Here is a 12762-nt window from a genome sequence, read left to right as displayed (position 1 = left end):
GTGTCCCCGGCCCCGTGCCGTCCGCCGGGCCGGGGCGTCAGTTCTCCGGCTCCAGGTCGTCCTCCTCGAAGACCAGCAACGTCCGCGTGCTGAGTACTTCGGGGATGGACTGCAGCCGGGTGAGGACCAGTTCGCGCAGGGCGCGGTTGTCCGGCGTATGCACCAGGAGAAGTACGTCGAAGTCGCCGCTGACCAGGGCGATGTGGGAGGCGCCGGGGAGCGTGCGCAGATGCTCGCGCACCGTGCGCCAGGTGTTCTGCACGATCTTGAGCGTGATGTACGCGGACGCGCCCTGACCGGCGCGCTCGTGGTTGATCCGCGCCCCGAACCCCCGGATGACGCCGTCGTCGATGAGGCGGTTGATGCGCGCGTACGCGTTGGCCCGTGACACATGGACGCGTTCGGCCACGGAGCGTATCGACGCGCGACCGTCCGTGTGCAGGATCTGCAGGATGTCGCGGTCGATGGCGTCCAGCGGCCTCGGTTCGGGCCGGGACTCGGAGCGCAGCTCGGGGCGGGGCTCGGGACGGGGGACCGGGCGGTGTTCGGGGCGGGGCTCCGGACGGGGTTCCGGACGGTCGCTGTCGCGTCGGTCGGCCATTCGTTCAGATGCCATGTCCCCCCGCCTCCCTACCATGGACGTACTGCATCCATCCCAAGCTGTGCAGAACCGTTTGTCCACAGCCTGGAGGTGCCTGTAGCCAAAATGTGCCGACGACCGAACAATCGGTTGGTGAGGCGCATCACATCTCCGCGCCTCTTCTGCCGCTCCCACGAGGAGACCGCTTCCCCCAGGAGGTGCCGTCATGACGGTCATGGAGCAGCGGGGCGCCTACCGGCCGACCCCGCCTCCCGCTTGGCAGCCCAGGACCGACCCCGCGCCGCTCCTGCCGGACGCGGAGCCGTACCGCGTCCTCGGCACCGAGGCGGCGGAGAAGGCCGATCCGGAGCTGCTGCGCCGGCTGTACGCGGAGCTGGTCCGCGGCCGTCGGTACAACACGCAGGCGACGGCCCTCACGAAGCAGGGCAGGCTCGCGGTCTACCCCTCCAGCACCGGGCAGGAGGCGTGCGAGGTCGCCGCGGCGCTCGCCCTGCGGGAGCAGGACTGGCTCTTCCCCAGTTACCGGGACACCCTCGCCGTGCTCGCCCGCGGCCTCGACCCCGTGGGCGCCCTGACACTGCTGCGCGGCGACTGGCACACCGGGTACGACCCCCGTGAGCACCGCATCGCGCCGCTGTCCACGCCCCTCGCGACCCAGCTCCCGCACGCCGTGGGCCTCGCGCACGCCGCCCGCCTCAAGGGCGACGACGTGGTCGCGCTCGCCATGGTCGGCGACGGCGGCACCAGCGAGGGCGACTTCCACGAGGCGCTCAACTTCGCCGCCGTGTGGCAGGCGCCCGTCGTCTTCCTCGTGCAGAACAACGGCTTCGCGATCTCCGTGCCGCTCGCCAAGCAGACCGCCGCCCCGTCCCTGGCCCACAAGGCCGTCGGGTACGGCATGCCGGGACGCCTGGTGGACGGCAACGACGCGGTCGCGATGCACGAGGTCCTCGCCGACGCGGTCTCCCGCGCGCGGGAGGGCGGTGGCCCGACCCTCGTCGAGGCCGTCACGTACCGCATGGAAGCCCACACGAACGCCGACGACGCCACGCGCTACCGCCACGACGCCGAGGTCACGGCCTGGCGCGACCACGACCCGATCCTCCTCATGGAGCGGGAGCTGACGGAGCGCGGACTCCTGGACGACGACATGAAGCGGCAGGTGGGCGACGACGCGGAGGCCATGGCGGCCGACCTGCGCGAGGCGATGAACCAGGACCCCGTGCTCGACCCCATGGACCTCTTCACCCACGTGTACGCCGAGCAGACCTCCCAACTGCGGGAGCAGGCGGCGCAGTTGCAGGCCGAGCTGGAGGCCTCGCAGGAGGCGGAGGAGGAAGCGCGATGACCACGGTCGCGGCGAAGCCGGCCACCAAACCGGCCACCATGGCGCAGGCCCTCGGGCGCGCGCTGCGCGACGAGATGGCCGCGGACCCGTCCGTGCACGTCCTCGGCGAGGACGTCGGCACGCTCGGCGGGGTCTTCCGGGTCACCGACGGGCTCGCCGAGGAGTTCGGCGAGACCCGCTGCACGGACACGCCGCTGGCCGAGGCGGGCATCCTCGGGACGGCCGTCGGCATGGCGATGTACGGCCTGCGGCCCGTCGTCGAGATGCAGTTCGACGCGTTCGCCTATCCCGCGTTCGAGCAGCTGATCTCGCACGTGGCGAAGATGCGCAACCGCACGCGCGGCAAGCTGCCGCTGCCCCTCACCGTCCGTGTGCCCTACGGCGGCGGCATCGGCGGCGTCGAGCACCACAGCGACTCCTCCGAGGCGTACTACATGGCGACCCCGGGCCTCCATGTCGTCACGCCCGCCACGGTCGCCGACGCCTACGGCCTGCTGCGGGCGTCCATCGCCTCCGACGACCCGGTCGTCTTCCTGGAGCCCAAGCGCCTGTACTGGTCCAAGGCCGCCTGGAACCCGGACGCGCCCGAGACCGTTGAACCGATAGGCCGCGCGGTGGTGCGGCGTGCCGGGCGCAGCGCCACGCTCATCACGTACGGCCCGTCCGTGCCCGTCTGCCTGGAGGCCGCCGAGGCCGCGCGGGCGGAGGGCTGGGACCTCGAAGTGGTCGACCTGCGCTCGCTGGTGCCCTTCGACGACGAGACGGTCGCCGCGTCCGTGCGGCGGACGGGGCGCGCGGTCGTCGTGCACGAGTCGGGAGGCTTCGGCGGCCCCGGCGGCGAGATCGCCGCGCGGGTCACCGAGCGGTGCTTCCACCACCTGGAGGCGCCGGTGCTGCGGGTCGCGGGCTTCGACATCCCGTATCCGCCGCCGATGCTGGAGAAGCACCACCTGCCGGGCGTCGACCGGATCCTGGACGCGGTCGCGCGGTTGCAGTGGGAGGCGGAGAGCTGATGGCCCAGGTGCTCGAATTCAAGCTGCCCGACCTCGGGGAGGGCCTGACGGAGGCCGAGATCGTCCGCTGGCTCGTCGAGGTCGGCGACGTGGTCGCCGTGGACCAGCCGGTCGTCGAGGTCGAGACGGCCAAGGCGATGGTCGAGGTGCCGTGTCCCTACGGAGGCGTGGTGACGGCCCGCTTCGGCGACGAGGGCACGGAACTGCCCGTGGGCTCGCCGCTGTTGACGGTGGCGGTGGGCGCGTCGGGCGAGGCCTCTTCCGGGACCGCCGTGCCCTCGTCAGGGACCGCCGCGTCCGCCTCCGGGCTCGCCGCGTCCTCCGGGAGCACCGGGTCTTCCGCCGGGGCCAGGGCGCCGGAGGAGCCCGCCGAGCGGGCCCTGCAGGCGGCCGAGGAGGAGTCCTCGGGGAACGTCCTGGTCGGCTACGGCACGGCCGCGGCTCCCGCGCGCCGCCGACGCGTACGGCCCGCGCGCCCGGCCGCTCCGGAAACCGCGGGCCCGGCTGCCGCGGGGGCCGTCCGCCCGGCTGCTCCGGAGACCGCTGCCCAGAGCCCGGCGGCCGCTGCGCCGGTGGCTCCCGTCGCGCCGCCCGCGCGCGGGGACGGTCCCGTGCCGGTGATCTCCCCTCTCGTCCGCAAGCTGGCGCGGGAGAACGGCGTCGATCTGCGCGGCCTCGCGGGCTCCGGTCCGGACGGGCTGATCACGCGGGCCGACGTCGAGGTGGCCGTCGCGGCGGCCCGGGTCAGGGCCACGGCCCCGGCCGGGACGGACGACGAGGCCCGCCGGGCCGAGGAGCGCATGCGCGCGGTCAAGGCCGCCGCCCTGGAGGACGACGAGCTGTTCCGCGCGGGGCGCGACGAGGCCCGCCGTCAGGTGGCGGCCGGGCAGGAGCCCGCGCACGCGGGCACGCAGGCCCGCTTCCCGCTGACCGGCATCCGCGGGCTCGTCGCGGACAAGATGTCCCGCAGCCGGCGCGAGATACCGGAGGCCACCTGCTGGGTCGACGCCGACGCGACCGAACTGCTCGCGGCCCGCAGGGCGATGAACGCGGCGACGACCGAGCGCGACGGCCACAAGGTGTCGCTGCTCGCCCTGTTCGCCCGCATCACCGTGGCCGCGCTGGAGCGCTATCCGATGCTCAACTCCAGCGTGGACATGGAGGCGCGCGAGGTGCGCCGGTTCGCCGACGTCCACCTGGGCTTCGCCGCGCAGACCGACCGCGGCCTGGTCGTCCCGGTGGTGCGGCACTCCCAGTCGCGTACGACCGAGTCGATCAACGCCGAGCTGATCCGGCTCACCGAGCAGGCGCGGGCCGGGAGGCTCACCCCGGGGGAGCTCACCGGAGGGACCTTCACGCTGAACAACTACGGCGTGTTCGGGGTCGACGGCTCCACGCCGATCATCAACCACCCCGAGGCGGCGATGCTGGGCGTGGGCCGGATCGTCCCCAAGCCGTGGGTCCACGAGGGGGAGTTGGCGGTGCGGCACGTGGTCCAGCTGTCGCTCACCTTCGACCACCGGGTGTGCGACGGCGGTACGGCGGGCGGCTTCCTGCGGTACGTGGCGGACTGCGTGGAACAGCCGGCGGTGCTCCTGCGGTCGATGTGAGCGGGGTCCTTCGGGGCGCGGTCGGGTCCTTTCGGGGCCCTGACGGCGGTCCCGGGCTCCCCACGTGACGTAAGACCCTTGCCCGAAGGGCCTTTCGCGGGGGTGGCAATGATCCCCGGTGCGCCCATACTCGGGGGATGACCGCGAACGAGACCGGCCCGTACGACGCCGTCGTGCTCGCCGGGGGCGGCGCCGCACGGCTCGGCGGCGCCGACAAACCCGGGGTGCGCGTGGGCGGCCGGGCGCTGATCGACCGTGTCCTCGCGGCCTGTTCGGGCGCCGGGACCACGGTCGTCGTGGCCGATCCGCGGCCGACCGCGCGGCCCGTGGTGTGGGCCCGCGAGGAGCCGGCGGGCGGCGGCCCGCTCGCCGCGCTCGACGCCGGGCTGCGGCGCACGGACGCGGAGCTGGTGGTGGTCCTCTCCGCCGATCTGCCGTTCCTGGGCGCGGAGACCGTGTCCCGCCTGCTCGCCGCGGTGCGCGACAGCGGCGCGGACGGGGCGGTCCTCACCGACCCCGACGGCCGTGACCAGCCGCTCGTCGCCGCCTACCGGAGTGCCTCGCTGCGCCGGGAGACGGCGGTGCTCGCGGGCGGCGCGGCCGGTGCCGGCGCGAACGGGGAGGCCGGCGCGGACGGAGACGCGGAGGGACGCGAGGACGGAGGCGGCGGGCTCGCCGGGCTCCCGCTGCGGCGGCTCACCGCGCGGCTCGACCTCGTCCGGGTCGCCGACCCCGTCGCGGCCTTCGACTGCGACACCTGGGACGACATCGCCGCCGCTCGGGCGCGCATCAGGGAGCATGGGCACGTGTTGGATGAATGGATTTCCGCAGTCAAGGACGAGCTGGGCATCGAACTCGACGTCGATACGGCCACCCTCCTCGACCTCGCCCGTGACGCCGCGCACGGCGTGGCCAGGCCCGCGGCGCCGCTGACCACGTTCCTCGTCGGCTACGCGGCGGCGCAGGCCGCCGCGCGGGGCGAGGCGGCCGACGGGCCCGCGGCGGTGGGCGAGGCCGCCCGCAAGGCGGCGGCGCTGGCGCTCCGCTGGGCGGCCGAGGAGCAGCCGGACACGAAGGCGGCAGCGGAGCCGGGCGCCACGCCGGGGACCGCGTCGGACGTCACCCCCGGCCCCGCGTCGGACGCCTCCCCGCGCACCGGACCGGACGCCGGATGACCGGGCAGCCCGCTTCGGAGGCCGAGTTCGACGAGGCGCTCGCCCTGGTGAACGAACCCCGTGCCGGGCGTGACGACCGTGGGACCGGCCCGCGCCCGACACCGTCGGCACCGGCCTCAGGGACAGCGGCACCGACCGCCCCAGGCGCACCGGCACCGGCACCGGCACCGGGGACATCGGCCCCGCAGTCGCCCGACCCCGCAGCCGGACCCGCCGCCTCCCTCTCCGCTCCCCTCTCCACCCCGGGCCCCGGCCAGGAGCAGGCCACCGCCCCCGGCGAGGAGAGCAAGGACGGCAAGGACCGCAAGGACGGCAGGGGCGGCGAGTCCGGCGGGGACAGGCACCGCGACATCACCGCCTGGCCGGCCGCCCGCGCCCGCGCCGCGCAGGCCGCGCCCGGACCGGCGGACGAGCCCGCCCCCGTCCCCCTGGAGCGGACCCTCGGCCTGGTCCTGGCCGCGCCGCTCACCGCCCTGACCGACCTGCCGTCGTTCGACACCTCGGCGATGGACGGCTGGGTCGTCGCGGGCCCGGGCCCCTGGGACGTACGCGCCGACGGGATCCTCGCCGGACACGCGCGGCCGGACGCGCTCGTCGACGGGGAGGCCGTGCGCATCGCGACGGGCGCCCGCATCCCGCACGACGCCACCGCCGTGCTGCGCAGCGAACACGGCAGGCTCGACGACAAGGGCAGGCTGCACGCCCTGCGCGAGGTGGTGACCGGCCAGGACATCCGCCCGCGCGGCCAGGAGTGCCGCTCCGGCGACCGCCTCCTGCCGCCCGGTGCCCAGGTGACGCCCGCCGTCCTCGGCCTGGCCGCGGCCGCCGGGTACGACGCGCTGTCGGCCGTCCGCAGGCCGCGCGCCGAAGTGCTCGTCCTGGGCGACGAGTTGCTGACCGAGGGACTCCCCCGCGAGGGCCTCATCAGGGACGCGCTCGGCCCGATGCTGCCGCCCTGGCTGCGCGCGCTGGGCGCCGAGGTCACCGGCGTCCGGCGCCTCGGCGACGACGCCGAGGCGCTCCACAAGGCGGTCACGGAGTCCACCGCCGACCTGATCGTCACGACGGGCGGCACCGCGTCCGGGCCGGTCGACCACGTCCACCCGGTCCTGGGCCGCGTCGGCGCGGAGCTGCTCGTGGACGGTGTCGCGGTGCGCCCCGGCCACCCCATGCTGCTGGCCCGCATCCGGCCCGGACAGCACCTCGTCGGGCTGCCCGGCAATCCGCTCGCCGCCGTCTCCGGGCTGCTGACGCTCGCCGAGCCCCTGCTGCGCGCGCTCTCCGGGCGCCGTGCGGCACCGGCATACACCGCGGCCATAAGGGACGACGTGCACGGTCATCCGTACGACACCCGGCTGGTGCCCGTCGCGCTGCGCGGCGACGACGCGGTGCCGCTGCACTTCAACGGTCCCGCGATGCTGCGGGGCATCGCGGCGGCAGACGGTCTCGCGGTGGTGCCGCCGGGCGGCGCGAAGCCTGGGCAGGAGCTGGAGATCCTCGATCTCCCGTGGGCCCTGGCCGCCGAGGGCGGAGAGTGTTTCACGTGAAACTTCCCGGCCACGACGCCATCGCCCGCCATCCGGACGAGCACCACACGACGCACCGGATCAAGCTGCCCCAGCGCGAGGTCGTCCGTCCGCTGCGACAGGTCACCCGCCGCCTGCTGATGGCCCTGCTGGTGCTCGCCCTGACGACCTTCATCGTGTGGCTCGACCGCGAGGGCTACAACGACAACTCCGACAAGCACGTCGACTTCCTCGACGCCGCCTACTACGCGACGGTGACGCTCTCCACCACCGGATACGGCGACATCGTTCCCTATAGCGACAGCGCCCGGCTCACCAACATCCTGCTGATCACGCCCCTGCGCGTGCTCTTCCTGATCATTCTGGTCGGCACCACCCTTGAAGTGCTCACGGAACGGACGCGCGAGGAATGGCGTCTGTCCCGCTGGAGGTCCAACTTGCGTGAACACACTGTCGTCGTCGGCTTCGGCACCAAGGGCCGCTCGGCGATCCAGACCGTCTGCGCGACCGGTCTGAAGCCGGAGCAGATCGTGGTCGTCGACCCCAGCGCGAAGGTCGTCGACGCGGCCACCGCGGAGGGGTTCGCGGGCGTCATCGGCGATGCGACGCGCAGCGATGTGCTGCTCCGCGCCGAGGTGCAGCGGGCTCGCCAGATCATCATCGCGACGCAGCGCGACGACACCGCCGTCCTGGTCGCGCTCACCGCGCGGCAGCTGAACCGCGGGGCGAAGATCGTGGCCGCGGTGCGCGAGGAGGAGAACGCGCCGCTGCTGCGGCAGTCCGGCGCCGACGCCGTGATCACCAGCGCCAGTGCGGCGGGCCGGCTGCTCGGCCTCTCCGTGCTCAGCCCGAGCGCGGGCATGGTCATGGAGGACCTGATCCAGCAGGGCAGCGGTCTCGACCTCGTCGAACGGCCGGTGATAAAGGCCGAGGTGGGGCTGGGCGTCCGGGAGACGGACGACCTCGTCGTGAGCGTCGTACGCGGGCACCGGGTGCTCGGATACGACGATCCGGCCGTCGGGAAGCTGGAGTTGACGGACCGCCTGATCACGATCGTCCGGGCCACACCGCGTACGCCGGTCACCCCGGACATGAAGCCGCTGCCGCCGAACTGAGGGCGGGTGGCGCGTGACCTGACGTCGACAGGGCGGGACCCGTCGGCGTCGGGGCGGGACCCGTCGGCGGTGGACCGGCGCGAGTAGCCTCGGCCGCATGTATGCGATCACGATCCCCGAACCCGGCGGCCCCGAAGCGCTCGTGTGGGCCGAGGTCCCCGATCCCGTGCCCGGCGAGGGCGAGGTGCTCGTCGAGGTGGCGGCGAGCGCCGTGAACCGCGCCGATCTGCTGCAACGGCAGGGCTTCTACAACCCGCCGCCCGGCGCCTCCCCCTACCCCGGCCTGGAGTGCTCGGGCCGGATCACCGCGCTCGGCCCCGGTGTCTCCGGCTGGGCGGTCGGCGACGAGGTGTGCGCGCTGCTCGCGGGCGGCGGCTACGCGGAGCGCGTCGCCGTCCCCGTCGGCCAGCTGCTTCCCGTCCCCGAGGGCGTCGACCTGGTCACGGCGGCCGCGCTGCCCGAGGTGACGTCGACGGTCTGGTCCAACGTCTTCATGATCGCCCACCTCCGCCCCGGCGAGACCCTGCTCGCGCACGGCGGATCGAGCGGCATCGGCACCATGGCGATCCAGCTCGCCAAGGCCGTCGGCGCGAAGGTCGCCGTCACGGCGGGCAGCAAGGAGAAGCTGGAGTTCTGCCGGGAGCTGGGGGCGGACGTCCTCATCAACTACCGCGAGCAGGACTTCGTCGAGGAGATCGAGCGGGCCACGGAGGGGGCGGGCGCGGACGTCATCCTCGACAACATGGGCGCCAAGTACCTGGACCGGAACGTGCGGACGCTCGCCGTCAACGGACGGCTCGCGATCATCGGCATGCAGGGCGGGGTCAAGGGCGAGCTGAACATCGCCACGCTCCTCAACAAGCGGGCCGCCGTCACCGCCACCTCGTTGCGGGGCCGCCCGGCCGCCGAGAAGGCGGCGATCGTCGCGGCGGTGCGGGAGCATGTGTGGCCGCTGATCGGTGCGGGCCATGTGCGGCCCGTCGTCGACCGGACGCTGCCGATGGCCGACGCGGGGGCCGCGCATCAGGTGCTGGAGGAGAGCGGGCACATGGGCAAGGTGTTGCTCACGCGGTAGCGGGTGGCGATGCGGGTGGCGCGGGGCGCCGGTGCGGGGAGCCTTGTGCCTGACTTGTGCCTGGCTGTGCCCGACGGCGCCTGACTTGTGCCTGGCTGTGCCCGACGGCGCCTGGCTTGTGCCTGGCTGTGCCCGACGGCGCCTGGCTTGTGCCTGCGGGCCGTCCGTGGCTGGTCGCGCAGTTCCCCGCGCCCCTTTGGGGCGCCTCCCTTCTCCACACCGGCAGGGCCCCGTCAGCCCCCTACCGAGATGCCGGATTTGCCGCATTGTGTGACGCTTGTCACCGGTGCGGCACATTCGTCTTGATCTTGGTGACCCGATAGCGGGAGGGGGCCTGTGCGGTGACTCTTTCCCGGTCGAGGCGGCTGGTCCTCGCCCTCGCGGCGCTGCTCGCGGTGCTGGCGGCGGTCGTCCCCGATCTCGTCTCGTACGCCGCCGTGTCGCCCCCCAAGAAGCCCGTGACCACCGTCGACGAGACGTCCCGGGCCGGCAGCCGCCCGGGTGAGGGGCGCCACCGGCCGGGCCGCGCCGAGAGCCTGCCCGCGCTCCCGCTCCCGTCGGCGCACACCCCCGCCCCGACGCCCCAGGTCACCCCGCCCCCGCGGCGGCCGGAGCCGACCCCCGCCGCGCGGCACGACGTCGCGTCCGAGGCGATGGATCCGCCGCCCGGCGGGCCCGTGCTCCCCGTCCCCCGCGTCCTGCCGCTCGGCGGCGGACTGGTCCTCATCGGCCTCGGCCTCGGCTTCCTCGGGCTCAGACTGCGCCGCGGCTGAGGGTGGATCAGTGCCGGATGGGGGCACCACCGATGTGTGACGTACGGGTACGAGAGAATGGCGGCATGGAGATGCCGAGGAACGAACGGTCGCCGGAGAGCCCGCAGGTCCTGGTCGTGGGCCAGGACGGAATGGCGCTCGGTGGCGGCGGAGACGATGAATCCCGCGAGGTCCCGGTGACGGAGATGGTCGAACAGCCGGCCAAGGTCATGCGTATCGGCAGCATGATCAAGCAGCTGCTCGAGGAGGTGCGCGCGGCTCCTCTCGACGAGGCGAGCCGGGTCCGCCTCAAGGAGATCCACGCCAGCTCGGTCAAGGAGCTGGAGGACGGCCTGGCCCCCGAGCTGGTCGAGGAGCTGGAGCGGCTCTCCCTTCCCTTCACGGACGACACCACGCCGAGCGACGCGGAACTGCGCATCGCGCAGGCCCAGTTGGTCGGCTGGCTGGAAGGCCTCTTCCACGGGATCCAGACGACGCTGTTCGCGCAGCAGATGGCGGCGCGGGCACAGCTGGAGCAGATGCGCCGGGCGCTGCCGCCCGGTGTGGGCGGCGAGGAGGCCGAGGAGGGCGGCATCGCGGGCCGCTCGGGAGGTCCCTACCTCTAGCCCTCCAGGGCGAGGACACGGAGACCTCTGGCCCTCCAGGGCGAGAAGCACGGCGAGGGGCCCGGTACGCGTACTGCGTACCGGGCCCCTCGCCGTGTCCTCAGGGACTCAGGGACTCAGGGACTCAGGGTTCTCGGAGAATCAGGCCGGGTCGCCCGTGGAGACGTCGAACTGGATGTCCACGTTCTTCGGGTCGATCTCCGTGCCCTCCTTCGGCGTCTGCCGCATGACGGTGTCCTCGCCGTAGGCGTTCTCGTCGATCTGCCGCTTGTCGTAGCTCCAGCCGGCCGCCTGGAGGCAGGACAGCACCGACTTCCAGTCCTTGAAGGTGAAGTCGGGAGCCTTGATCTTGTTCTCGTCGTTGTAGCCCGGCTCCGGGTCGGTGCACTTCTCCGTCTCGATGACGTTGCCGCGCTCGGGCCCCTTGTGCCCCGCGACCGGCTGCTTCGACTTGTCGTCGGAGCCTTCCTTGCCGCCGTCGTCGTTGCCGTTCATCGAGATCGCGGTGATCAGGCCGCCGATGGCGAGCAGCGCGACGACGATCGAGCCGACGATGACCGGCATGTTCCGCTTGCCGCCGCCCGAGCCGCCCGAGCCGCCCGACGACGCCGAGACCGTGGCGGGCTGCGGCGAGAGGTTGTACGGCGGCGGGGTCTGCGCCTGCTGCGGGGCGTACGCGTTGGTGGGCGGCGGGGTCTGGTAGCCGCTCTGCTGGGGCGGGTAGCCGTAGCCCGGCGTCGGGGCCGGGGTCGGCGGGCCGTAGGGACCCGGCTGGTACGGGGTCTGCACGCTGCCGCTCTGCGGCATCGAGGTGTCGACCGGCGGGAAGACCGCGGAGCCGACGCCCGCGCCGCTCGCCGTCTGGGCGCCCGGCACGATGCTGGGGGCCGCGGCCTGGAAGGACTGGGCGACGCGCAGGCACTCGTCGCGCATGGACTCGGCGGTCGGGAAGCGCTCGTTCGGGTTCTTCTTGAGCGCGCGGGCGACGAGCGCGTCGATCGCGGGCGGCAGCGACCGGTTGATCGAGGAGGGCGCGACGGGCTCCTCCTGGACGTGGGCGTACGCGATCGCCAGCGGCGAGTCAGCCTCGAAGGGCAGCCGGCCGGTGACCAGCTGGAAGAGCATGATGCCGACCGAGTAGAGGTCGGAGCGCGCGTCGACGCCGCGGCCCAGGGCCTGCTCCGGCGAGAGGTACTGCGGGGTGCCGACGACCATGCCGGTCTGCGTCATGGAGGTGACGCCGGACTGCATGGCGCGGGCGATGCCGAAGTCCATGACCTTCACGACGTTGCGCTTGGTCATCATCACGTTGCCGGGCTTGATGTCGCGGTGGACCAGGCCCATCTCGTGGCTGATCTCCAGGGCCGCGAGCACATCGGCGGTGATCTTCAGCGCCTGGTCGGTGGGCATCGCGCCGTGCTGCGAGACGGCGGCGTCGAGCACCGAGCCGAGCGGCTTGCCCTCGACGTACTCCATGACGATGTACGGCATCGTCGTGCCGTCGAGGGCGTCCTCGCCGGTGTCGAAGACCGACACGATGTTGGTGTGCGTGAGCTTCGCCACCGACTGGGCCTCGCGGCGGAAGCGTTCGCGGAAGGACTGCTCGCGGCCGAGTTCGGAGTGCAAGGTCTTGATGGCGACCTGGCGGTCGAGCACGCTGTCGTAGGCGAGGTGCACCGACGCCATGCCGCCCTCGCCGAGCAGATCGCGCAGTTGGTAGCGGCCACCGGCCAGCGAACGCCCCGCGTACCGCCCCTGTGCGCCGTCCTGGCTGCTCATCTCGTGCGTCCCCCATCGGCGCGGTGGCCGGACGGCTCCGCGGCTGGTGATCGAATTACCCGCTATTCCAGGCCAAGTCTGCCCGAGGACGATGACGCGTCAAGCTCGGTGCCCGTTCCGTGACCGTACGCGCAAGAAGCGT

At 73.4% G+C, this 12762-nt stretch carries 11 protein-coding genes; 9 read left to right on the top strand and 2 right to left on the bottom strand.

Annotated elements, in window-relative coordinates; translation table 11 throughout:
- Nucleotides 1-37: 37 nt before the first annotated feature.
- The gene (locus AB0L89_RS17175) at nt 38-616 is read right to left on the bottom strand and encodes an Lrp/AsnC family transcriptional regulator (protein ID WP_365141331.1); all 579 of its coding nucleotides are present in this window, start codon (nt 614-616) and stop codon (nt 38-40) included.
- A 190-nt stretch (nt 617-806) separates the two neighbouring features.
- Here AB0L89_RS17175 and pdhA point away from each other — a divergent pair, with 190 nt between their 5' ends.
- The 9 genes from pdhA (at nt 807) to AB0L89_RS17130 (ending at nt 10841) form a co-directional block, all read left to right on the top strand.
- Entirely contained in the window at nt 807-1949 is a 1143-nt protein-coding gene (pdhA, locus tag AB0L89_RS17170) for a pyruvate dehydrogenase (acetyl-transferring) E1 component subunit alpha (RefSeq protein ID WP_365141328.1), read from the top strand.
- Complete coding sequence (locus AB0L89_RS17165) at nt 1946-2962, top strand: alpha-ketoacid dehydrogenase subunit beta (RefSeq protein ID WP_365141325.1); 1017 nt, start codon at nt 1946-1948, stop codon at nt 2960-2962. Before pdhA ends, AB0L89_RS17165 begins: the two co-directional genes overlap by 4 nt.
- Entirely contained in the window at nt 2962-4572 is a 1611-nt protein-coding gene (locus tag AB0L89_RS17160) for a dihydrolipoamide acetyltransferase family protein (RefSeq protein ID WP_365141322.1), read from the top strand. Before AB0L89_RS17165 ends, AB0L89_RS17160 begins: the two co-directional genes overlap by 1 nt.
- Nucleotides 4573-4709: 137 nt before the next feature.
- Nucleotides 4710-5747: an NTP transferase domain-containing protein gene (locus tag AB0L89_RS17155; protein WP_365141319.1), complete on the top strand. Its 1038-nt coding sequence runs from the start codon at nt 4710-4712 to the stop codon at nt 5745-5747.
- On the top strand, nt 5744-7294 hold the full coding sequence (locus AB0L89_RS17150) for a molybdopterin molybdotransferase MoeA (RefSeq protein WP_365141316.1): 1551 nt from the start codon (nt 5744-5746) through the stop codon (nt 7292-7294). The genes AB0L89_RS17155 and AB0L89_RS17150 overlap by 4 nt, the downstream gene beginning before the upstream one ends.
- Nucleotides 7282-8388 (top strand): potassium channel family protein, encoded by a 1107-nt coding sequence (locus AB0L89_RS17145; RefSeq protein ID WP_365141313.1) that lies wholly within the window; start codon nt 7282-7284, stop codon nt 8386-8388. The genes AB0L89_RS17150 and AB0L89_RS17145 overlap by 13 nt, the downstream gene beginning before the upstream one ends.
- A gap of 97 nt (nt 8389-8485) precedes the next feature.
- Nucleotides 8486-9463, top strand: coding sequence for an NAD(P)H-quinone oxidoreductase (locus tag AB0L89_RS17140; RefSeq protein WP_365141310.1), 978 nt, complete (start codon nt 8486-8488; stop codon nt 9461-9463).
- Between the two features lie 341 nt (nt 9464-9804).
- Nucleotides 9805-10236 (top strand): hypothetical protein, encoded by a 432-nt coding sequence (locus tag AB0L89_RS17135; protein WP_365141307.1) that lies wholly within the window; start codon nt 9805-9807, stop codon nt 10234-10236.
- 65 nt (nt 10237-10301) lie between these two features.
- Nucleotides 10302-10841, top strand: coding sequence for a bacterial proteasome activator family protein (locus tag AB0L89_RS17130; protein WP_365141304.1), 540 nt, complete (start codon nt 10302-10304; stop codon nt 10839-10841).
- Nucleotides 10842-10982: 141 nt separating this feature from the next.
- On the opposite strand, the gene AB0L89_RS17125 is transcribed toward AB0L89_RS17130, so the two are convergent.
- The gene (locus AB0L89_RS17125) at nt 10983-12620 is read right to left on the bottom strand and encodes a protein kinase (RefSeq protein WP_365141301.1); all 1638 of its coding nucleotides are present in this window, start codon (nt 12618-12620) and stop codon (nt 10983-10985) included.
- Nucleotides 12621-12762: the final 142 nt, after the last annotated feature.

The sequence above is a fragment of the Streptomyces sp. NPDC052114 genome (assembly GCF_040680155.1).
Classification (GTDB): domain Bacteria; phylum Actinomycetota; class Actinomycetes; order Streptomycetales; family Streptomycetaceae; genus Streptomyces.
Note: the sequence above shows the minus strand (reverse complement) of the source record. Positions and strands in the feature narration are given on the sequence as shown.

Excerpts from the sequence above, each read along its gene's own strand:
- AB0L89_RS17155 (WP_365141319.1), top strand. The coding sequence starts at position 4,710 with ATGACCGCGAACGAGACCGGCCCGTACGACGCCGTCGTGCTCGCCGGG.
- AB0L89_RS17160 (WP_365141322.1), top strand. The coding sequence starts at position 2,962 with ATGGCCCAGGTGCTCGAATTCAAGCTGCCCGACCTCGGGGAGGGCCTG.
- AB0L89_RS17165 (WP_365141325.1), top strand. The coding sequence starts at position 1,946 with ATGACCACGGTCGCGGCGAAGCCGGCCACCAAACCGGCCACCATGGCG.
- AB0L89_RS17175 (WP_365141331.1), bottom strand. The coding sequence starts at position 616 with ATGGCATCTGAACGAATGGCCGACCGACGCGACAGCGACCGTCCGGAA.
- AB0L89_RS17130 (WP_365141304.1), top strand. The coding sequence starts at position 10,302 with ATGGAGATGCCGAGGAACGAACGGTCGCCGGAGAGCCCGCAGGTCCTG.
- pdhA (WP_365141328.1), top strand. The coding sequence starts at position 807 with ATGACGGTCATGGAGCAGCGGGGCGCCTACCGGCCGACCCCGCCTCCC.
- AB0L89_RS17150 (WP_365141316.1), top strand. The coding sequence starts at position 5,744 with ATGACCGGGCAGCCCGCTTCGGAGGCCGAGTTCGACGAGGCGCTCGCC.
- AB0L89_RS17125 (WP_365141301.1), bottom strand. The coding sequence starts at position 12,620 with ATGAGCAGCCAGGACGGCGCACAGGGGCGGTACGCGGGGCGTTCGCTG.
- AB0L89_RS17140 (WP_365141310.1), top strand. The coding sequence starts at position 8,486 with ATGTATGCGATCACGATCCCCGAACCCGGCGGCCCCGAAGCGCTCGTG.